Raw genomic sequence first — 20,022 nt, forward strand, 5'->3', positions numbered from 1 at the left:
ATAACTCCCAGGCGAGCGACAGTGCAATCAACGCCAGCAGGCTCGTCACACTGATCAGGCGCAGCCCGCGAGCCCCGCCGGAGGCGGCGGGCATCGGCGGTGGCGTGCGTGGGGGCTGCGCGGGCGCACGCCGGGCATCGGTGTTTTGGGGCATGTCGGGCGGTGTAGCAGTCATGGGCTTGTCGTGATGGCCGGCGTTACTGCGGGAGCGCCCATCGCCACGCGCCGGGGGCGGCGTGTGGCGCGGCGCAAACCCTCATTCTGCCAGCTTGCGCGCGGCGCGGGCGAGTCGTGCGCCGAGCGCCGACGCCAACTGACGTTCGTCGGCCGAGAGCGGATTGCCGTCATGCGCGAAATGGGTGGCGCCGTAGGGCGAGCCGCCGGTGCGTGTGCTGGAGAGCGCGGGTTCGGTATAGGGCAGCCCCATCAGCAACATGCCATGGTGCAGCAACGGGATCATCATCGACAGCAGCGTGCTTTCCTGGCCGCCATGCAGGCTGGCGCTCGATGTGAACACGCAGCCCGGTTTCCCGGCCAGGGCGCCCGAGAGCCACTGCGGCGTGGTGCCGTCGAGAAAGTATTTCAGCGCGGACGCCATGTTGCCGAAGCGGGTCGGCGACCCAAGCGCGAGTCCCGCGCATTCTTCCAGATCGCGCAATTCGACGTAGGGTGGGCCGCTGTCGGGAATGTCCGGTGCGCTCGCTTCACATACCGTGGAAACGGCGGGGACGGTGCGCACGCGCGCTTGCGCGCCGGGCACGCTGTCGATGCCGGCTGCGATGCATTGGGCGAGTTGTGCCGTGGTGCCGTGGCGGCTGTAGTACAGGACGAGGATTTCAGTCATGAAGTCGAATCGGCGGGTCGGTGGTGGCGGGCAGATCGATGTCGGGGCGTCGACTCGAGGTAGCGAGATCAAGCGGTCTGGCTGCGCGTTGTGTCGTTGCAGGTCGCCCCGGTTGTCGGGAACGCCTGCGTCAGACGTAATGCGGAAAACCTGCCCGAGCCTTGGGCCTTGGGTGAAAGCCGGGTGGAGAAGGAACAGAAAAGGAACGGAAAAGTGCGGGTATTATAGGGCGTTCCTATTGGCGTAACGGCTTAACCGCTTAACCGCGAGGCCCCGTAACGGATCGCGTGGGATGAACGGTTGCCAGCCGCGCCAGCCCTTCCCCTTAGGAGCCCGATTTGCTCAGACTGCCCCGCATCAACTGGAACAACGTTCGCCAACTGCTGAGATACGCGCTTGCGCGGGCGCAGGACGACCGGATTCCGCAAGTGGCGGCGAGCCTGACGTTTACCTCGATCCTGTCGATCGTGCCGCTGTTCGCGGTGACATTCGCGCTGTTCACCGCCTTTCCGATTTTCAATACGTTTCGCGACGCCTTGCAGGGCTTCCTGATCGAGCACCTGATGCCCGAGAGCGTCAATGCCCAGATTTTCAATTACCTGAACCAATTCGCATCGAAGGCGAAAGGCCTGACGGCGTTCGGTTTGATCGGCTTGCTGGTGACGGCCGTGCTCACGTTAATGACGATCGAGTCGGCGTTCAACGTGATCTGGCGTGTGCGACGTCCGCGACCGATCGCACAGCGTCTGCTGATTTATTGGAGTCTGCTCACGCTTGGGCCGCTGTTGATCGGAGTGAGTCTGTCGATCAGTTCGTACGTCTTCACGCAATCGATGTCGCTGGTGAGCACGCTGCCGCCCGTTGTCACCTCGTTGCTCAGCCTGATTCCGCCGGCGCTGACCAGCGTGGTGTTCATGCTGATGTATCTCTACATGCCGAATTGCAAGGTGGACTGGCGCGACGCGCTGGTTGGCGGTGTCGTGGCGGCGCTGGCGTTCGACCTGACCAAGCGGGGCTTCGGCATGTACATCCGGCAGTTTCCGACCTACACGGCCGTGTATGGCGCATTCGCGGCGGTGCCGATCTTCTTGCTCTGGATCTACCTGTCGTGGCTGGTGGCGCTGATCGGCGCGACGATCACGTCGGTCCTGCCCGCGCTGCGCCTCGGGCATTTCCAATACCCCCGCTTTCCGGGGAGCGATCTGCTGGACGGCCTGACGCTGATCCACTTGCTCAATCTGGACCGCGAAGCCGGCGGTAGCGGTCGCACGATGGCGCAACTGGCGGGTACGATGCGCACGAGCCTCGATCATGCCGGTGACCTGCTCGCTCGGCTTGAGCGCATGGGATGGGTCGGACGGTTGACGATGCAGCCACCGGTGGAGCGTTGGCTGCTGCTCGCGAACCCGCGTACGACGACCCTGGCGCCACTGGTCGCGCAGCTGGCCCTCAACGTCGACGAGCTAGCGCGTCAAATGGAGCGTCACGCGCTCGATGGCGCGCATGTTGCCGACATTCTGCGCGAAGGAAAATGGGACGTGCCCCTGGCCGACGCGCTACCGCGCGATGTCACTCCGGACGACGGCGGTGGCGACGCGTCGTGTCTTGACGTGGATCACAAGGGTCACGAGCCCGAAGCAGGCGCTAGAGCTTGATACGGCCGAGACAGATATCCCGAAACATGACCCAGTCGCCCATCAGGCTGTAGATCGGATGGCGGAAGGTGGCGGGCCGGTTCTTCTCGAAAAAGAAATGGCCGACCCACGCGAACGCGTAACCACAGACGACTGCCGCGAGCAGCCACCACGGGTTGCCTGTCAGGGCAAGCGCTGCCAGAAAGGCGATCACGCCCCATGAGCCGACGAAATGCAGACGGCGGCAGACGGCGTTGCGGTGCTCACCGAGATAGAAGGGGTAGAAGTCCGCAAACCGGTGAAACGCCGGCGACTCATCGTGCCCAGGTGTCATGGCAAACCTCCTGCATTGGGAAGTTGATGCGTTCAGTCTCGCATGAATTGCACAAGCGCATCGAGCAGCGCGTCCGGCTGTTCCGTCATGATCGCGTGGCCGGCATTGACGACCTTGACCGAAACGGGGGCACCGGCGTCGCGCAACGCATCGAGCAGGGCTTGCGCTGCGCGGGGCGGCGTCATCTGATCGCGTTGCCCCAACACGGCGAGCACCGGACATCGAACCTGCGCAGCCGCCGCCATCCCTCGATCGTAGCGATTGCACGCCTCGAAGTCGGTAAGAAACACCTTGGCGGGATTGCGTTGCGCCACGCGCTCCATCAAGCGTTGATTGACGCCCCATGTCCAGAAACCGGGGCCGGGCGCCGATGGCTTGGCGGCGATCGTGCTGTGCGACCAGGCGTTGACGAGGGCGATGGCCTCCGGCTCACGTTCGGCGGCGGCCTCGAGGAGGACATCGGAGACTTTCATCGGGTAAGCGGTGCCCACCAGGGCGATACGGGACACCCGATCGGGGTGGCGGGCGGCGGCGTCCAGCGCAATCAGCGACCCCATGCTGTGCCCGACCCAGGTGGCTTTTCCGATGCCGGCGGCATCGAGCACGGCGACCACGCGATCGGCCATCGCTTCAATGGTCGTCAATGGGGCGCCCGTGCTGCGGTGATGTCCGGGCAGATCGAGCGCGAGTACGTTCATGCCGTGATGGGCGAGGTACCGGCTCTGTAACCCCCACACGCTGTGATCGTGCTGTGCGCCATGCAGGAAGACGACCGTCGGTAGCGCGGGATCCATCGATTTGCCGGCGGTATAGGCGTAGACGTTGTTGCCGCGGATGTCGAACTTCATCGTGCTTGTCCCTTGGCCGTGGATTTGACTGCCGCCTTCAGGCCGCGTTTGAGATCCTGGATCAGGTCGTCAGGGTCTTCCAGGCCGATCGACAGGCGTACGGTGCCCTCTCCGATACCCGCCGCCGCGAGCGCCGCGGCGTCCATGCGGAAATGCGTGGTGGAGGCAGGGTGAATGACCAGGGAGCGTGCGTCGCCGACATTGGCCAGATGCGAGAAGAGCTGCAGCGATTCGATGAAACGGCGCCCGGCCTCCCGGTCGCCCTTCAGATTGAAGCTGAAGACGGCACCCGCGCCGCGCGGGAGCAGTCGCTTGGCCAGTGCGTAGTCGGGATGCGACGCCAGTTCCGGATAGGCGACGCTTGCCACCGCCTCGTGCCCCGCCAGGAACGCCACCACCCGACGTGCGTTGTCGACGTGCCGCGCCATGCGAAGTGGCAGCGTTTCGAGACCTTGCAGCAGTTGCCATGCCGCCTGCGGATGCAGGCATGCGCCAAAGTCGCGCAAGCCCTCGCGTCGCGCGCGCAACAGGAATGGCGCGACCGAGCTCTCCTCGGCGAAGACCATGCCGTGGAAGCCGTCGTACGGCTCGGTCAGTTCGGGAAATTTGCCGCTTCGCTCGAAGTCGAACGTGCCCCCGTCGATCAGAATGCCGCCGATGGTCGTGCCATGCCCTCCGAGGAACTTGGTAGCCGAGTGATAGACGATATCGGCGCCATGATCGAACGGCTGAATGAGCCACGGTGTGGTGAACGTGCTGTCGACCATCAGGGGCACGTCCGCGTCATGAGCGATCTCCGCGACTTGGGCGATGTCGAGGACGTCGAGCCCCGGATTGCCAAGCGTTTCGCCAAAGAACAGCCGGGTCTCGGGGCGCACGGCGGCGCGCCAGCCGTTCAGGTCGCCAGGGCGCACGAAGGTGGTCTCGATGCCGAAGCGGCGCAGTGTGTAATGCAGCAGATTGTGCGAACCGCCGTACAGCGCGCTGGACGCCACGATGTGCGAACCCGCGCCCATCAGGGTTGCGATGGCCAGGTGCAGCGCGGCCTGGCCGCTTGCCGTGGAAATGGCGCCGACGCCGTTTTCCAGTGCGGCCATGCGCTCTTCGAAGACGGCATTGGTCGGGTTGGAAATGCGCGAATAGACATGGCCGGCGCGTTCCATGTTGAAAAGCGCGGCTGCCTGGTCGGCATCGGAGAAGACAAACGACGTGGTCTGGTAGATCGGCGTGGCGCGAGCCCCGGTGGCGGGGTCGGGGGCGGCCCCGGCGTGCAGGGCAAGCGTGTCGAAGTGCGGGACTGACATGTCGGAGAGGGCCTCTCGGTTGGCTTGACGTTGACTTGACGGCGACTTGGCGCTGGCGTGTGATGCGGACATCACGTATGCGGCAATCCTAGCACCACCGCAATGCATCTCGACAGGCGCTGCCGCCCCCATTGGCAAAATGCCGGTGCTGTCCGATGTCTGAGGTGCGGCGATGCCCGATCGATCCCCGGAATCGGCCGAAAACCCTCGTCGCACGGACATTGGCGCGTCTTGTTCCTTTCCTTTTCAGACGCTTTCCGATAGCATCTTTCGAACATGATCTAATCACAATAACGAGGGGACGGCGGCGCGTGCGCCGGCGATCCATCTCGAACGCCGAAGTCTGGCAAATGCGTCCGGTGGCATCGTCCTGCCGCGGTTGCCCGAGCATCTCAACGAGGAGTGTGTGCCATGCGTGTGTCTGACATCCTGAAAGTAAAGGGCAACACCCTTTTCACCGTGACCCCGGAGACGTTGCTGGCCCAAGCCGTCGACACGATGGCGGAGCATGACATTGGTTCGCTCGTCGTGATGGAGTTCGGCGATCTCGTGGGCATGCTCACGTTCCGCGAAATCATCAATACGATCAGCAAGAACGGCGGTACGGTTGGCAGTTCCACAATTCGCAAAGTCATGGACGACCATCCGCTCACCTGCACGCCGGAGACGGATGTCGACGAAGTCCGGCGCATGATGCTTGAGCGTCACGCCCGTTATTTGCCCGTCATGGACAATCGCACGCTCATGGGCGTGATTTCCTTCTACGATGTGGCGCGTGCCGTCGTCGAGGAGCAATCCTTTGAAAATCGCATGCTCAAGGCCTACATTCGCGATTGGCCGGCCGAGGAAGCGGAAAACACCAAGTGAGTGAGGCCAGCCAGCGCGGGGCACGCGGCGAGGGCCACCAATCACGACTGTTGAAAGAGCGGCGCTTTGCGCCGTTCTTCTGGACCCAGTTTCTGGGTGCGATGAACGACAACGTGTTCAAAATCGCATTCACGTCGCTCGTCACCTATCACGCATCGCTTTTTCAGAACGTCGACGGCAAGACGGCGGCGTTCCTCATCTCGGCCATCTTCATCGCGCCGTTCCTGTTGTTTTCCGCGACCAGCGGGCAAATTGCCGATAAGTGGGACAAGGCGCGCCTGATCCGTTTCGTCAAGTCGCTGGAGATCGCGATCATGGCGCTCGGCGCGGCCGGCTTCCTCTGGGCAAGCGCGCCGCTGCTGTTCGTGTGCACCTTCCTGATGGGACTCCACTCCACACTCTTTGGGCCGGTCAAGTACGCCTATCTGCCTCAGCACCTGGCCACGCGCGAACTGGTGGGGGGGAACGGTCTGGTCGAAATGGGCACGTTCGTGGCCATCCTGATCGGCACGATTGTCGGCGGCGAACTGGCTGGCGCCGGGGCGGGCTCGCTGCCGTGGATCGGCGGCGTTTGCCTCGGACTGGCCTTGTTGGGCCGGCTGGTGTCGACGTGGGTGCCGCAAACGCCCGCGGCGCAGCCGGATCTGCGCATCAATTGGAATCCGTTGACCGAGACGTGGAGAAATCTGTGCATCGCGCGTACGGACCGTGCGGTCTTCCAGAGTCTGCTCGGTATCTCGTGGCTTTGGTTTCTCGGGGCGACCTTTCTCGCGTCGTTTTTCAACTTCGCACATGACGTGCTCGGCGCCGGTCCGGGTGTCGTCACGCTGCTGCTGGCCATGTTCTCCCTGGGCATCGGGATTGGGTCGCTGTTGTGCGAGCGGCTTTCGGGCGGCAAGGTGGAAATCGGACTCGTGCCGTTCGGCTCGATCGGCATGACGGTATTCGCGGTCGATCTTTATTTTGCGAGTCGGGGCGGCGCTCACGGCGCGGCCTTGCAGACGGTGGCGCAGTTCGCTTCGCAACCGGCCCATTGGCGCGTGCTGGTGGACCTGTTCCTGCTGGCGATGTTCGGGGGCTTCTACAGCGTGCCGTTGTACGCGCTGATCCAAAGCCGTAGCGCGCCGTCGCATCGCGCACGCATCATCGCAGCGAACAATATCCTCAACGCGTTGTTCATGGTCGTGTCGGCCCTCATGGCGATGGCGCTCACGAAGGCCGGGTTCACCATCGACCAGTTGTATCTCGTCACCGGCATTCTCAACGCGCTGGTGGCTGTCTATCTATACCTGCGACTCCCGGAATTCCTGATTCGCTTCGCGATGTGGCTGCTGTTGCACACCCTCTATCGCATCGACGTCAAAGGGGCGGATCAGATTCCGGACGACGGGCCATGCCTGCTGGTCTGCAATCACGTCAGCTTTGCCGATGCCGTGGTGATCGGGGCGTCGATCCGGCGTCCGGTTCGCTTTGTGATGGACCACCGTATTTTCCGCATCCCGGTGCTGTCGTGGTTCTTTCGTACGGTCGGCGCCATTCCCATTGCCCCGGCGCACGAAGATGCAGTCGCGCTCGAGTGCGCCTACCGGCAGATCGCAGACGCGCTGGCGGCGGGCGACGTCGTTTGCCTCTTTCCTGAGGGTAAGCTCACGGCATCCGGCGAGCTGCAGGTCTTCCGTCAGGGGGTACAGCACATTGTCGAGCGTACGCCCGTGCCGGTCGTGCCGATGGCGCTGCGCGGGCTGTGGGGAAGTTTCTTTTCGCGACATGGTGGCGCGGCAATGTCACGGCCGTTCAAGCGTGGCATTCTGAACCGGCTCGAGCTTGTCATCGGGGCGCCGGTGTCGCCTGCGCAGGCGACGCCGGAAACCCTGCGGGACAAGGTGCTCAAGCTGCGCGGCCCCTGGCCGGTGTGAGGGGGCGTCTCCTCATGAATCGCGGCCGTGGCTCGGAAGTCTCCGATGCCACGCCCCAAAAGCGCCCAAAATGCCGCCGGCCGGTCGTTTAGCGCCCTCGACCGTCGCACGGGGCGGCGCGGTGTGGCGGGATCGCTGGCATAATAGGGCCTTCCCGTCCTCCCCGAACCCGATCCCCGTATGTCTGGCAATACGCTTGGAACTCTGTTTACCGTCACCACTTTCGGCGAATCGCATGGCCCGGCCATTGGCTGCGTGATCGATGGCTGTCCGCCGGGAATGGCGCTCACGGAAGCCGACATCCAGGGGGAGCTGGATCGCCGCCGTCCTGGCACGTCGCGCCACGTTACGCAGCGCAACGAACCGGATGCCGTCGAGATCCTCTCTGGTGTGTTCGAGGGCGTGACGACGGGGACGCCCATCGCACTGCTGATCCGCAATACCGATCAACGCAGCAAAGACTACGGCAACATCGTCCAGACGTTCCGCCCCGGACATGCCGATTACACCTATCTGCAAAAGTACGGCGTGCGCGATTACCGCGGTGGCGGACGCTCGTCCGCACGTCTCACGGCGCCCGTCGTTGCCGCCGGCGCCGTCGCCAAGAAGTGGCTGGCCGAAAAATTTGGCGTGCAGGTGTACGGCTGCATGACGCAACTCGGCGACATCGAGATCGCACAGACGGATTGGTCGCAGGTGTCGCAGAATCCGTTCTTCGCTGCCAACGCGGAAGTCGTCCCGCAACTGGAAGCGTATATGGATGACCTTCGCAAGGCGGGCGATTCGGTCGGGGCGAAGCTGCGCGTTGTGGCGACCGGCGTTCCGGTGGGTCTTGGAGAGCCGCTGTTCGATCGCCTGGATGCCGATATCGCCCACGCGATGATGGGCCTGAATGCCGTCAAGGGCGTGGAGATCGGTGCGGGTTTCCGCAGCGTCACGCAAAAGGGGTCGGAGCACGGCGACGAATTGACGCCGGAGGGCTTCGTCGGGAACAACGCCGGTGGCATTCTGGGCGGCATTTCGACCGGTCAGGATATCGACGTGTCGATCGCGATCAAGCCCACGTCGAGCATTCGTACACCGCGTCGCTCGATCGACGTTGCCGGTCACGCGTCGATGGTGGAAACGTTCGGGCGGCATGACCCTTGCGTGGGAATTCGCGCGACGCCGATTGCCGAAGCGCTGCTCGCGCTCGTGTTGATCGATCACGCGTTGCGTCACCGCGCGCAGTGTGGCGACGTGCACGTGAACACGCCGGTTATCGCGGCGCGCGTGCCGGACTGACGAGGCGCAAGGCGAACGCCAGGCGTCGTCAGCCGGAGTGAAGGCCGCCGGGCGAACCGGCGGCGATACCGCATTACATATTCGGGTAGTTCGGCCCGCCCCCCCCTTCCGGCGTAACCCACACGATATTCTGCGTCGGGTCCTTGATGTCGCAAGTCTTGCAATGCACGCAGTTCTGCGCGTTGATTTGCAACCGCTCGGACTCGTCCTCGTTCTTCACGAACTCATACACACCTGCCGGGCAATAGCGTTGCTCAGGCCCCGCGTATTCGGACAGATTGATGCCAACCGGCACGCTGGGATCCTTGAGCGTGAGATGCGCCGGTTGGTTCTCCTCGTGGTTGGTGTTCGAGATGAAGACCGACGACAGACGATCGAACGTGAGCTTCCCATCCGGCTTGGGGTAGGCGATCGGCTGACATTGCGCGGCCGGCAGCAGGCACTCATGATCGGCCTTCTTGCGGTGAATCGTCCATGGCATCTTGCCGCCGAGCAGCTTTTGCTCGATGCCGGTCATGATCGTGGCCACGGTCAGGCCCTTCTTGAACCACTGCTTGAAGTTGCGCGCCTTGTTCAGCTCTTCGTGCAGCCACGATTGCTCGAACGCTGCCGGGTAGGCGCTGAGTTCGTCACGCTGGCGCTCGGCCACCAGCGCGTCGAAGGCGGCATCGGCTGCCATCATGCCGCTCTTGATAGCGGCGTGGCTGCCCTTGATCCGGCTGACATTGAGGAAGCCCGCTTCGCACCCAACCAGCGCACCGCCCTTGAAAACGAGCTTCGGCAGGGCCAGCAGACCGCCCGCTGTAATGGCACGTGCACCGTATGAAATGCGCTTGCCCCCTTCGAGGAAGTGACGAATCGACGGATGGGTCTTGTAACGCTGGAACTCCTCGAACGGCGACAGGTACGGATTGCCGTAGTCGAGCCCAACGATGAAACCGACCGCCACCTGATGATTCGGCAGGTGGTAGAGGAACGAGCCGCCGTAGGTTTGCGCGTTGAGTGGCCAGCCGGCCGTGTGGATGACGAGACCTTCCTTGTGCTTGGCCGGGTCGATTTCCCACAGTTCCTTGATGCCCAGGCCGTAGGCCTGCGGATCGCGGCCTTCGTCGAGATTGAACTTGCGCATCAATTGGCGACCCAGGCTGCCCCGTGCGCCTTCCGAGAAGATCGTGTACTTGGCGTGCAGTTCCATGCCCAGTTGGAAGTTCTCGGTCGGTTCGCCGTCCTTGCCGACGCCCATGTTGCCGGTCGCCACGCCCATGACCGCGCCGTTCTCGTCGTACAGGATCTCGGCGGCCGGGAAGCCCGGGAAGATTTCAACGCCCAGCGCTTCGGCTTGTTGTCCGAGCCAGCGCACGACATTGCCCAGGCTGATGACATAGTTGCCGTGATTCTGGAAGCAGGCGGGCAGCAGCCACGACGGCGTGGGGGTCGCGCCGGTCTCGTTCAGGAACAGGAAGCGATCTTCAACGACCGGGGTGTCGAGCGGAGCCCCAAGGGCTTTCCAGTCGGGAATGAGTTCGGTCAGCGCTTGCGGATCCATGACCGCGCCGGACAGGATGTGCGCCCCGATTTCCGAGCCTTTTTCCAGGACACATACGGAAATCTCCTTCCCCGCCTCCTGCGCGCGCTGCTTCAAACGGATTGCCGTGGACAGGCCGGCCGGACCGCCGCCAACAACGACGACGTCATACTCCATCGACTCCCTCGGGCCGTACTGCTCAAGCAGCTTGGGATCCATTGATGCTCCTGTTATAAACGTTAGAATTCGTGGGTGCGGCCATTTTCCGGGAATGGGGGGCACCTCGCAACCGCATATTAATAGCACGATCGTTCGGTATGGTAGGTAAGCAACTCTAGCGGCACGCCATGCGGCGTCGCCGTTGTTCAATGGGTGTCCAGGCGCGAGGGAGAAGACGATGGGGCGTTCGCTGAATCTCGAAGGGAAAGTGGCGATGGTGACGGGGGCCTCGAGCGGACTTGGCATGCAGTTTGCCAAGGTGCTGGCCCAGGCCGGGGCAAAGGTCGTGCTGGCCAGCCGGCGTGTCGAGCGGCTCAAGGAATTGAGGGCGGAGATCGAGGCGCAAGGCGGTGCGGCGCACGTCGTTCCTCTCGATGTGACCGACTACGACAGCATTCGCGCCGGGGTGGCCCATGCCGAGACCGAGGCGGGGGCCATTGATATTCTGATCAACAACTCCGGTGTGTCGACCCAGCAGCGTCTGGTCGACGTTACGCCCCAGGACTACGACTACGTCCTGGACACCAACACGCGCGGCACCTTTTTCGTGGCGCAGGAAGTCGCCAAACGCATGATTCGGCGGGCAAAGGGCGACCCGCAGCGCCAGCACCGGATCATCAATGTGGCGTCGGTGGCTGGGCAGCGCGCGATTTCCATGCTCGGCGTGTACTGCGTGAGCAAGGCGGCGGTCATCCACATGACCCGTGCGATGGCACTCGAATGGGGACGTTACAACATCAATGTCAATGCGTTGTGTCCGGGCTATATCGACACCGAGATCAACCACGAGCATTGGCAGACCGACGCCGGTCGCAAGCTCGTTCAGATGCTGCCCCGCCAACGCGTCGGGGAACCGAGCGATCTGGACGGGCTGATTCTGCTTCTTGCCTCAGACGATTCCAGGTTTATCAACGGGTCGATCATGACGATCGACGATGGTCTGGCGGTCGGCTGAGCCTCGTCAGGCCTTGTGCCACGGCGATTTGGCGAATTGGGCAGGCTCGCTGCAATGCGGCAATCCGGGATTGTCCGAGGCAGTCAGCGTAGCGGCGACAAGCGCATAATTCTCGGGTGCTAATGGGGTCGTGAAGGACGTCGTGCTGACGTCGGATCCCGAAACATCTTGAGGACAACATGTTGAATCAAGGCTGGCGTGCGCTCGTCGGCGTCGCGCTCGCCCTCGCCGCAATTGCGCTGCCGGTGGCCGCGCAGCCCTACAAGGCCGAATACTCGCTGTCGATCATGCCCGATGCCGGCACGCCCTGGGGCAAAGGCACGCAACTTTGGGCGGACATGGTGCGCGAGCGTACGCGTGGGCGCATCAACATTCGACTGCACACAGGCGCCTCGCTCGTGGGTGGCGACCAGACGCGGGAATTCTCCGCATTGCGTCAGGGCGTGATCGACATGGCGGTCGGCTCGACGATCAACTGGTCGTCAGCGATACCCGAATTCAACGTTTTCTCCCTGCCATTCCTGCTGCGTGGCTGTCGTTCTCTCGACGCCCTGACGCAGGGCGACGTCGGGCGCGAGCTGTTTCGCCGCGTGGAAGAGCAGGGCGTTGTACCGCTGGCGTGGGGCGAGAATGGCTTTCGGCAACTGAGCAACTCTCGCCGTTCGATCCGTGCGCCAGAGGATATGCGCGGCCTGCGTTTCCGTGTTGTCGGGTCATTGCTGTTCAACGACATCTTCACGGCATTGGGCGCCGTGCCGACTCAGATGACGTGGAACGATGCGGTGCGCGCGCTGCGCGCACGCAAGATCGACGGCCAGGAAAATCCGATTACGGTCTTCAACAATGTGCGGCTCGATACGTTGGGACAGCGCTTCATCACGGTGTGGGATTACGTCGCCGATCCCATCGTGTTCTCCGTCAACCGACAGGTCTGGGATAGCTGGTCGCCGCAGGATCGCGACATCGTTCGCGACGCAGCGATCGAGGCGGCGCGATTCGAAGTGACGCTCGCAAGAGAAGACGCGATGCGCGGCGAGAATGCCGCGTGGGACGATCTGGCAGCGCGCGGCGTGAAGGTCACGCGACTCACGCCGGAACAACGCCAGCGCTTTGTCGACGCAACGCGTCCCGTCTATGCGAAATGGAAAGTGCTGGTCGGGCGCGATCTGGTCGACAAGGCCGAGGCCGCCGTGAGAGACGAGGCAACGATCGCCAAGACGCACGACGCCGGCGCGCGCAAGTAGTTGTGCCGGCTCGCGTCGGAAATGTCTGTGGCGCTGGTCTCACGCGATTCTGAAAAGGCTGCCGCTCGTCGCCACTCGCCGAGGGTTGGCGCACACCAAACGCTCCGACGCGCTACACTTTCTCCCCATGGTGTCCTGTCACTACGTGGCAGGGCGTCGATTTTCAATATGGGGAATTTGCAGTGTCGTCAGAATACAAAGAAGTCTTTCGGATGAGCATGCCCATTCGCTGGGGCGATATGGATGCCTTCGGGCATGTGAATAACACCGTCTACTTCCGCTACATGGAGCAGGTCCGTATCTCGTGGCTGGAGTCGCTCGACATCGCGTCGGAAGAAAGCTCGACGGGCGAGGGGCCGGTGATCATCAACGCGAACATGACGTTCTTGCGTCAGTTGCGCTATCCCGGCGATATCGATTGCCGCATGTCGGTAGGCGCGCTGGGCCGAAGCAGCGTCGATACACGTTTTGAGCTGCGCCGCGCCGATACGCCGGATGTCCTCGTCGCCGAGGGCGGTGCGAAGATCGTTTGGGTCAACTACAAAGCGGAAAAGTCGGTGCCGCTGCCGGAGGCGGTGCGCGCGTTGATGGCGTGAGGCTTGTTTCGGTGAAGCGGGAAGGGGGCGCTGCCTGCCCCCTGGCGTTCCTCAGTTGCCGAGGAGTCGCTGAACGAGTTCGGTCGCCGTGCCGGCGCCGTACTTCTGCATCAGGCGCGCGCGGTAGATGTCGACGGTACGCGGGCTGATGTCGAGAACCTTGCCGATCTGCTTGCTCGTCTTGCCCTGCACGAGTTGCGCCGCGATTTCGCGCTCGCGCGCGGTCAGTGCCACGGCGACGCGACGAGTGGCCGACATGTCCTCAAAGGTCCAGAGGCCGGCGGCGTGGGGGTCTTTCACGTCGAGCGAGCGACCCGTCACGTGGCACCAGAACAGTTCGCCGCTGGCCCGGCGCATGATGCGCTCGTCAGCATAGACGCCCTGCGCGCTCATGATCGGCGGAATGCGCTCGCCAATGCGCTCGAACTCCTTGGGGGACGGATACAGTACCTGGAACGACTGACCGATCAGGGCCTCGGGCTCGTAGCCGAAGATCTTGCCAAGCTGTCGATTGCAGTCCTCGATGATGCGCTGGCGCGAAATGACCAGGCCGACGGGAGCGATATGAAAAGCGGTCTGGTAGTCGAACGTCGGCATGGGGGAGCGGCGCGGATCCTGTCTGGGCGCGTGCCGGTGGATCGCGTGTTACGGCCCGGCGCGCAAGGAGATATGTAATTTCACGTATTGTGCCCGATTTGCCCGGCACCGTAAGCTCTATGATTGCATGAGGTGCGTGGCCACAGCGATTCAACGGGCGGCGCAAGCCTCGCAACGCGCAAGCGCGCGACATAATTTCAATTCTCAACCGAGGGAAAGGGACACACGATGAACAAGGTATACGCCAGCGCCAAGGAGGCGCTCGCCGATGTTGTCGCAGACGGGCAAACGCTTGCTGTCGGCGGCTTCGGCCTGTGTGGCATTCCCGAGGCCCTGATCGCCGCGTTGCGCGACTCGGGCGTCAAGGGGCTCACCTGTATCAGCAACAACGCCGGCGTGGACGGCTTCGGTCTGGGATTGCTGCTCGAGACGCGTCAGATCAAGCGGATGATTTCGTCGTACGTTGGCGAGAACAAGGAGTTCGAGCGCCAATATCTGGCGGGCGAACTCGAGCTCGAATTCACCCCGCAGGGCACGCTGGCCGAAAAGCTGCGCGCCGGTGGCGCAGGCATTCCGGCGTTCTTCACGAAGACGGGCGTGGGTACGGTAGTCGCCGAAGGCAAGGAAATCCGTGAATTCGACGGCGAGACGTACGTCATGGAGCGCTCGCTGCGCGCCGATATCGCGCTCGTGAAGGCCGCCAAGGCGGACCGCGCGGGCAACCTCGTGTTCAATCGTACCGCCCGCAACTTCAACCCGGTGGCGGCCATGGCCGGCAAGATCACCATCGTCGAAGTCGAGGAACTGGTCGACACCGGTTCGATCGACCCGGACGACGTGCACCTGCCCGGCATCTTCGTTCAGCGCATCGTGCTGAACGCGCATCCGGAAAAACGCATTGAACAACGCACGGTTCGTGCCAAGTAAGCGCCGAGATCAAGGAGATAACCATGGCATGGAATCGTGATGAAATGGCTGCGCGCGCGGCGCGAGAGCTGGAAGACGGCTTTTACGTGAACCTCGGCATCGGTTTGCCCACGCTGGTGGCGAACCATGTGCCCGACGGCATGGAAGTCTGGCTGCAATCGGAGAATGGCCTGCTCGGTATCGGCCCGTTCCCGACGGAGGACGAAGTCGATGCAGACATGATCAACGCGGGCAAGCAAACGGTGACGACGCTACCGGGTTCGTCGATCTTCTCGTCGGCGGACTCGTTCGCGATGATCCGTGGCGGCCACATCAATCTGGCAATCCTCGGGGCGATGCAGGTCAGCGAAAAAGGCGACCTCGCGAACTGGATGATCCCGGGCAAGATGATCAAGGGCATGGGCGGCGCGATGGATCTTGTCGCCGGTGTCGGTCGCGTGGTCGTGCTCATGGAGCACGTTGCCAAGGGCGACGCCCACAAGATCCTGAAGGCCTGCGATCTGCCGCTGACCGGCCTTGGCGTGGTCAACCGCATCATCACCGACCTCGGTGTGATCGATGTGACGCCGGACGGCCTGAAAGTGGTCGAGCTCGCGCCGGGCGTGACGAAGGAAGAAATTTCGCAGAAGACCGGGGCACCGCTCGACACGAGCGCTGTCTGACGCATGGGTGACGTGGCCGTCGTCTCTTGTGGCTTGAATGCCAGGGGCGTGTGACACGCAGTATTGCTGAGGGTTGCCGTGGCCGTTGAACCCGGTGACCGATGGAAGGCGAAGCGGGCGGGGATTTCCCCGCCCGTTTTGTTTTGGCGGTGACGGTGAGTCGGCCACGATTCGGGTTCTGCGCGACACTGCGCGCCGTGTTGCGGGCATCGCTGCAAAGGTAGACGGCAAGCGCGGTAGAATTCGGTTCTGGAAACCGATCCGATGAGTCTGTCATGTCGAGCTACGCGCCGCGCCTGTCGAACGTTCAGTGTCTGAGCCCTTCCGGGTTGCATCGTATGGCGTACACGGAATGGGGCGATCCGGAGAATCCGCGCGTTCTGTTGTGCGTGCATGGGCTGACGCGATGCGGTCGCGATTTTGATGCGCTGGCGAAGACGTTCGCAAACGACTACCGTGTCGTGTGTCCCGACGTGGTTGGGCGCGGACAGTCGTCGTGGCTGCGCAATCCCGCAGGCTATGTCGTGCCGCAATACGTCTCCGACATGGTGACGTTGATTGCGCGCCTGGGCGTGACGTCCGTGGACTGGTTTGGCACGTCGATGGGCGGGTTGATCGGCATGGGCCTCGCGGGCTTGCCCGATACGCCGATTCGCAATCTGCTGCTCAACGATGTCGGACCGCACATCGACGTCGCCGCGCTCGCACGCATCGGTCAATATGTCGGTACGCCGAAGCGTTTTGCATCGATCGACGAGGGGGCCGACTACCTTTGGTCGATCTCGTCGTCATTCGGTCCGCATACCCGGGAGGAATGGCGCGCATTGTGCGAGCCGCTGCTCAAGGCCGACGGCGATGGGTATGTGTTGCGTTACGATCCGTCGCTCGGAGCGGCATTTGCCGCGATTTCGCCCGAGGCCGTAGCGGCGGGAGAGGGCATGCTCTGGGCGTCGCTTGCGGCATTTTCCGGACGCCTGTTGATTGTGCGCGGCGAGCAGTCGGATCTGCTGTCTCGCGCGACGCTCGAACAAATGCTGGCGCTCGCGCAACACGCACGCGCCGTGGAAATACCCGGCGTGGGACACGCGCCGACGTTTGTGCATGCGGATCAGATCGAGATCGCACGCCGATTTTTTGAGGGATTTGCCGACTGACACTCGCTCCGGTGGCGGGGTGCGGCGACAAGTCCGACGTTCGAAGAACACGAGGAGTCTTACATCATGGCAGTACAACGTTTCTACGTCGAAAAGCGCTGGTCGGACATGGCGGTGCACAACGGCACGGTTTATCTGGCAGGGCAGACGCCGGATGACCGCACGCAGGACATGGTCGGTCAGACGCGTCAGGTACTCGCGCATATCGACCGCCTGCTCGCCGAGGCGAACAGCGACAAGTCGCTGATTCTTTCCTGTCAGATCTATATTTCGGACATGAAGTATTTCGGCGAAATGAACCAGGTGTGGGACGAATGGGTGCCCGCGGGTAATGCACCTCCGCGTGCCACTGTGCAGGCGTTGCTCGCCGACCCTGCCATGCTTGTAGAAATCGTGGTCGTGGCGGCTCAGCGCGAAGGCTGAGTCTCACGACCCGTATCATCAGGGGCGCGCGTCGCCCCATGTTCCGACATGAACCAACATCAAGCACCGACCTCCGCTGGCACGAATTCGACAACGGCGCCCGACGCCCGGAATTCGACCCCGGGCGTGGGTGATGTGCCTCTGCCCGCCACGCTCGACAACGCGCTCGCGTTCGCCACCACCCTGTGCGGCGAGCATGTGCTCTCGTCCGGCGAGCCAATCATGGCGCACGCACGGGGCATGCTCGCGATTCTCGATACGCTGCGCGTGGACGAGGCAACGCATCAGGCCGCGGCGCTCTTCTCCGCCGTCGAGTTCCTGCCGGATCCCCAAACCACGTTGACCCAAACCTTCGGCGCCGAAGTGGCGGCGCTCGTGATCGACGTGCGCAAGTTGCAGCGGCTCTCGGGCGCGGGCTCGCGTGCCGCGCAGGCCATGCCGACCGACGGGCGCGATCGCGACGCCGCGGCAGAACGCAAGTCGCAGGTCGAAGGGCTGCGCAAGATGCTGCTCGCGTTTGCGCAAGACATCCGTGTGGTGATGATCCGGCTGGCGTCGCGTCTGCAATCGCTGCGCTGGTATGCGGCACAGAAGAAGACACCCCCTGAGGAGATGCCGCATGAGGTGCTCGAGATCTATGCGCCGCTTGCGAACCGCCTCGGCATCTGGCAACTGAAGTGGGAGCTCGAAGACCTCGCGTTCCGCTTCCTGGAGCCGGTCACTTACAAGCAGATTGCCAAGCTGCTCGAAGAGAAGCGCGTCGAGCGTCAGACGTTCATCGAAGGCGCGATCCAGCGACTTCAGGACGAACTGGCGCGCGCGGGTGTCAGGGCCGAAGTGTCCGGGCGGCCGAAGCACATCTACAGTATCTGGAAGAAGATGCGCGGCAAGGCGGTCGATTTCGCCGAACTGTACGACGTGCGCGCGTTTCGCGTGATCGTCGACGACATCAAGGATTGCTACACGGTGCTGGGCATTGTCCACAACCTGTGGCAGCCGATTCCGAAAGAGTTCGACGATTACATCTCGCGTCCGAAGCCCAATGGCTACAAGTCGCTGCACACCGTGGTGATCGGCGATGACGGGCGGGCATTCGAAGTGCAGATACGCACGAATGAGATGCATCACTTTGCCGAGTATGGCATCGCGGCCCACTGGCGCTACAAGGAAGCGGGGCAGCGCGGCTACGGCGGCGCGTTTGCGGCGAACGAGGCCTACGACGAGAAGATCGCCTGGCTGCGCCAGTTGCTCGCGTGGAAAGACGATGTGGCCGATACGGTGGGCGCCGAGGGGGCCGCGCAGCCGTGGGCGCAGCTCAAGCGCGCGACGATCGATGATCATATCTACGTGCTCACGCCGCAGGCACGCGTGATCGCGTTGCCGCAGGGGGCGACGCCGGTCGATTTTGCGTATCACCTGCACTCGGAGCTGGGGCATCGTTGCCGTGGCGCGCGTGTCGACGGCGCGATGGTACCGCTCAATACGCCGCTGCAGAACGGGCAGACGGTCGAAATCGTGACGGTCAAGCAGGGCGGCCCGTCGCGCGATTGGCTCAACACGCAGTTGGGGTATTTGCAGAGTCACCGGGCACGCCAGAAGGTGCGTCAGTGGTTCAATACCATCGATCTCGAAGAAACGATTGCCCATGGCCGAACGCTGATCGACAAGACGTTGCAGCGCGAGGGCAAGACGTCGGTCAATCTGGAGGATCTGGCGGCTCGGCTCGGATTCCGGACGCCGGACGACCTTTACGCGTCGATTGCCAAGGATGAGTTCAGCCTGCGCCATGTCGAGCAGGCGCTGTCGGGCAACCTGCCGGGGCCGGAGCCGCGCGACGAGGACACGCTCGTCGCGAAGAAGAGCCTCGACACCAGCGTCACGCAGGGGGCCAAGAGCGGCGTGCTGGTCGTGGGCGTCGGCGCGTTGCTCACGCAACTGGCCAAGTGCTGCCGTCCGGCGCCGCCGGATCCGATCGTGGGGTTTGTCACGCGCGGCAAAGGGGTATCGATCCACCGTCAGGATTGCACGAGCTTTCACGCCATGAAGGCGCGGGCGCCGGAGCGGGTCATTCAGACCGCGTGGTCGGCCGATGTGCTCGAAGGGCGGGGCGTGGCGGCGTATCCGGTGGATATCCAGATCGAGGCGACCGACCGTCAGGGATTGCTGCGCGACATCTCCGAAGTGTTCTCGCGGGAAAAGCTCAACGTCACCGGTGTCAGCACGCAGTCGCGGGGCGCGCAGGCGTTCATGCAGTTCACCGTGGAAGTGCGCGATGGCGGGCAGTTGCAGCGCGCGCTGGCGCAACTGGGCGGGGTGGCGGGGGTGATGTCGTCGCGGCGGCGGTGATCGGCATTTGCGGCAGGCACAATATTCGCTTGGCGACTCGCTGAAATATTGCTAGAATCTCGTTCTCTTGTAGTAGGCTCGTAGCTCAGCTGGTTAGAGCACCACCTTGACATGGTGGGGGTCGTTGGTTCGAGTCCAATCGAGCCTACCAACGAATTTGATGCATGACAGTCCGCGAGACCCCGCAGACACAGACGCTGGAAAACACTCATGTTGAAGACGGCCCGAACTTTCACAGTGGTGAAGGTGCGACGTTAAGTCGAGGGTGTTTTTCGTCTGGATGCAAGGAATGAAGAGACGGCCTCGACGACAGTCGAGGCCGTTTTTTTTCGTGGTTTTGCCG

18 protein-coding genes and 1 tRNA gene are annotated in these 20,022 nt (G+C 63.1%); 13 read left to right on the forward strand and 6 right to left on the reverse strand.

The window, feature by feature from the left end:
* Nucleotides 1-256: 256 nt before the first annotated feature.
* A complete protein-coding gene (wrbA, locus tag A985_RS0110185; protein ID WP_017233302.1) occupies nt 257-844 on the reverse strand; it encodes an NAD(P)H:quinone oxidoreductase in 588 nt (195 codons plus the stop codon).
* Between the two features lie 338 nt (nt 845-1,182).
* Between wrbA and A985_RS25000 the strand changes: the two genes are divergently transcribed.
* Nucleotides 1,183-2,499: a YihY family inner membrane protein gene (locus A985_RS25000; protein ID WP_017233303.1), complete on the forward strand. Its 1,317-nt coding sequence runs from the start codon at nt 1,183-1,185 to the stop codon at nt 2,497-2,499.
* On the opposite strand, the gene A985_RS0110195 is transcribed toward A985_RS25000, so the two are convergent.
* From A985_RS0110195 to A985_RS25005, 3 genes are read right to left on the reverse strand one after another with little or no spacing between them, the layout of a single operon-like run.
* Nucleotides 2,489-2,812 carry a DUF962 domain-containing protein gene (locus tag A985_RS0110195; protein ID WP_017233304.1) on the reverse strand — a complete coding sequence of 108 codons (324 nt, stop codon included), beginning with the start codon at nt 2,810-2,812 and terminating at the stop codon, nt 2,489-2,491. The genes A985_RS25000 and A985_RS0110195 overlap by 11 nt on opposite strands.
* A 32-nt stretch (nt 2,813-2,844) precedes the next feature.
* Nucleotides 2,845-3,660: an alpha/beta fold hydrolase gene (locus A985_RS0110200; protein ID WP_017233305.1), complete on the reverse strand. Its 816-nt coding sequence runs from the start codon at nt 3,658-3,660 to the stop codon at nt 2,845-2,847.
* Complete coding sequence (locus A985_RS25005; RefSeq protein WP_017233306.1) at nt 3,657-4,964, reverse strand: O-acetylhomoserine aminocarboxypropyltransferase; 1,308 nt, start codon at nt 4,962-4,964, stop codon at nt 3,657-3,659. Before A985_RS25005 ends, A985_RS0110200 begins: the two co-directional genes overlap by 4 nt.
* Nucleotides 4,965-5,375: 411 nt before the next feature.
* Here A985_RS25005 and A985_RS0110210 point away from each other — a divergent pair, with 411 nt between their 5' ends.
* The 3 genes from A985_RS0110210 (at nt 5,376) to aroC (ending at nt 9,031) form a co-directional block, all read left to right on the forward strand.
* On the forward strand, nt 5,376-5,831 hold the full coding sequence (locus A985_RS0110210) for a CBS domain-containing protein (protein ID WP_017233307.1): 456 nt from the start codon (nt 5,376-5,378) through the stop codon (nt 5,829-5,831).
* Nucleotides 5,828-7,747, forward strand: coding sequence for an MFS transporter (locus A985_RS0110215; protein ID WP_017233308.1), 1,920 nt, complete (start codon nt 5,828-5,830; stop codon nt 7,745-7,747). The genes A985_RS0110210 and A985_RS0110215 overlap by 4 nt, the downstream gene beginning before the upstream one ends.
* A 180-nt stretch (nt 7,748-7,927) precedes the next feature.
* On the forward strand, nt 7,928-9,031 hold the full coding sequence (gene aroC / locus A985_RS0110220; RefSeq protein ID WP_017233309.1) for a chorismate synthase: 1,104 nt from the start codon (nt 7,928-7,930) through the stop codon (nt 9,029-9,031).
* Between the two features lie 73 nt (nt 9,032-9,104).
* Here aroC and A985_RS0110225 read toward each other — a convergent pair whose 3' ends face one another.
* A complete protein-coding gene (locus tag A985_RS0110225; RefSeq protein ID WP_017233310.1) occupies nt 9,105-10,775 on the reverse strand; it encodes an electron transfer flavoprotein-ubiquinone oxidoreductase in 1,671 nt (556 codons plus the stop codon).
* Between the two features lie 178 nt (nt 10,776-10,953).
* Here A985_RS0110225 and A985_RS0110230 point away from each other — a divergent pair, with 178 nt between their 5' ends.
* From A985_RS0110230 to A985_RS0110240, 3 genes are all read left to right on the forward strand, one after another.
* Nucleotides 10,954-11,730 (forward strand): SDR family oxidoreductase, encoded by a 777-nt coding sequence (locus A985_RS0110230; protein ID WP_017233311.1) that lies wholly within the window; start codon nt 10,954-10,956, stop codon nt 11,728-11,730.
* Between the two features lie 179 nt (nt 11,731-11,909).
* The gene (dctP, locus tag A985_RS0110235) at nt 11,910-12,974 is read left to right on the forward strand and encodes a TRAP transporter substrate-binding protein DctP (RefSeq protein ID WP_017233312.1); all 1,065 of its coding nucleotides are present in this window, start codon (nt 11,910-11,912) and stop codon (nt 12,972-12,974) included.
* Nucleotides 12,975-13,156: 182 nt separating this feature from the next.
* Entirely contained in the window at nt 13,157-13,570 is a 414-nt protein-coding gene (locus tag A985_RS0110240; RefSeq protein ID WP_255349099.1) for a thioesterase family protein, read from the forward strand.
* 51 nt (nt 13,571-13,621) lie between these two features.
* Here the strand turns inward: A985_RS0110240 and A985_RS0110245 are convergent, their stop codons facing one another.
* Complete coding sequence (locus tag A985_RS0110245) at nt 13,622-14,167, reverse strand: PAS and helix-turn-helix domain-containing protein (protein WP_017233314.1); 546 nt, start codon at nt 14,165-14,167, stop codon at nt 13,622-13,624.
* A gap of 228 nt (nt 14,168-14,395) precedes the next feature.
* Between A985_RS0110245 and A985_RS0110250 the strand changes: the two genes are divergently transcribed.
* The 6 genes from A985_RS0110250 to A985_RS0110275 all read left to right on the forward strand — a co-directional run bounded on the left by A985_RS0110250 (nt 14,396) and on the right by A985_RS0110275 (nt 19,830).
* Nucleotides 14,396-15,094 carry a CoA transferase subunit A gene (locus A985_RS0110250; protein WP_017233315.1) on the forward strand — a complete coding sequence of 233 codons (699 nt, stop codon included), beginning with the start codon at nt 14,396-14,398 and terminating at the stop codon, nt 15,092-15,094.
* Between the two features lie 23 nt (nt 15,095-15,117).
* Nucleotides 15,118-15,756 (forward strand): CoA transferase subunit B, encoded by a 639-nt coding sequence (locus tag A985_RS0110255; protein WP_017233316.1) that lies wholly within the window; start codon nt 15,118-15,120, stop codon nt 15,754-15,756.
* A gap of 275 nt (nt 15,757-16,031) precedes the next feature.
* Complete coding sequence (locus A985_RS0110260) at nt 16,032-16,910, forward strand: alpha/beta fold hydrolase (protein WP_017233317.1); 879 nt, start codon at nt 16,032-16,034, stop codon at nt 16,908-16,910.
* Nucleotides 16,911-16,976: 66 nt separating this feature from the next.
* Nucleotides 16,977-17,333 (forward strand): RidA family protein, encoded by a 357-nt coding sequence (locus A985_RS0110265; RefSeq protein WP_017233318.1) that lies wholly within the window; start codon nt 16,977-16,979, stop codon nt 17,331-17,333.
* 48 nt (nt 17,334-17,381) lie between these two features.
* A complete protein-coding gene (locus A985_RS0110270; protein WP_083902260.1) occupies nt 17,382-19,679 on the forward strand; it encodes a bifunctional (p)ppGpp synthetase/guanosine-3',5'-bis(diphosphate) 3'-pyrophosphohydrolase in 2,298 nt (765 codons plus the stop codon).
* 74 nt (nt 19,680-19,753) lie between these two features.
* Nucleotides 19,754-19,830 (forward strand) — tRNA-Val (locus tag A985_RS0110275).
* Nucleotides 19,831-20,022 lie beyond the last annotated feature (192 nt).

Origin of the sequence: Pandoraea sp. B-6 (assembly GCF_000282835.1) — a bacterium.
GTDB lineage: Bacteria > Pseudomonadota > Gammaproteobacteria > Burkholderiales > Burkholderiaceae > Pandoraea > Pandoraea cepalis.

Coding starts and splice junctions, on each gene's coding strand:
- A985_RS0110245 (WP_017233314.1), bottom strand. CDS start 14,167: ATGCCGACGTTCGACTACCAGACCGCTTTTCATATCGCTCCCGTCGGC.
- A985_RS0110270 (WP_083902260.1), top strand. CDS start 17,382: ATGAACCAACATCAAGCACCGACCTCCGCTGGCACGAATTCGACAACG.
- A985_RS25005 (WP_017233306.1), bottom strand. CDS start 4,964: ATGTCAGTCCCGCACTTCGACACGCTTGCCCTGCACGCCGGGGCCGCC.
- dctP (WP_017233312.1), top strand. CDS start 11,910: ATGTTGAATCAAGGCTGGCGTGCGCTCGTCGGCGTCGCGCTCGCCCTC.
- A985_RS0110210 (WP_017233307.1), top strand. CDS start 5,376: ATGCGTGTGTCTGACATCCTGAAAGTAAAGGGCAACACCCTTTTCACC.
- A985_RS0110260 (WP_017233317.1), top strand. CDS start 16,032: ATGTCGAGCTACGCGCCGCGCCTGTCGAACGTTCAGTGTCTGAGCCCT.
- A985_RS0110250 (WP_017233315.1), top strand. CDS start 14,396: ATGAACAAGGTATACGCCAGCGCCAAGGAGGCGCTCGCCGATGTTGTC.
- A985_RS0110200 (WP_017233305.1), bottom strand. CDS start 3,660: ATGAAGTTCGACATCCGCGGCAACAACGTCTACGCCTATACCGCCGGC.
- A985_RS0110225 (WP_017233310.1), bottom strand. CDS start 10,775: ATGGATCCCAAGCTGCTTGAGCAGTACGGCCCGAGGGAGTCGATGGAG.
- A985_RS0110265 (WP_017233318.1), top strand. CDS start 16,977: ATGGCAGTACAACGTTTCTACGTCGAAAAGCGCTGGTCGGACATGGCG.
- aroC (WP_017233309.1), top strand. CDS start 7,928: ATGTCTGGCAATACGCTTGGAACTCTGTTTACCGTCACCACTTTCGGC.
- A985_RS0110195 (WP_017233304.1), bottom strand. CDS start 2,812: ATGACACCTGGGCACGATGAGTCGCCGGCGTTTCACCGGTTTGCGGAC.
- wrbA (WP_017233302.1), bottom strand. CDS start 844: ATGACTGAAATCCTCGTCCTGTACTACAGCCGCCACGGCACCACGGCA.
- A985_RS0110230 (WP_017233311.1), top strand. CDS start 10,954: ATGGGGCGTTCGCTGAATCTCGAAGGGAAAGTGGCGATGGTGACGGGG.
- A985_RS0110255 (WP_017233316.1), top strand. CDS start 15,118: ATGGCATGGAATCGTGATGAAATGGCTGCGCGCGCGGCGCGAGAGCTG.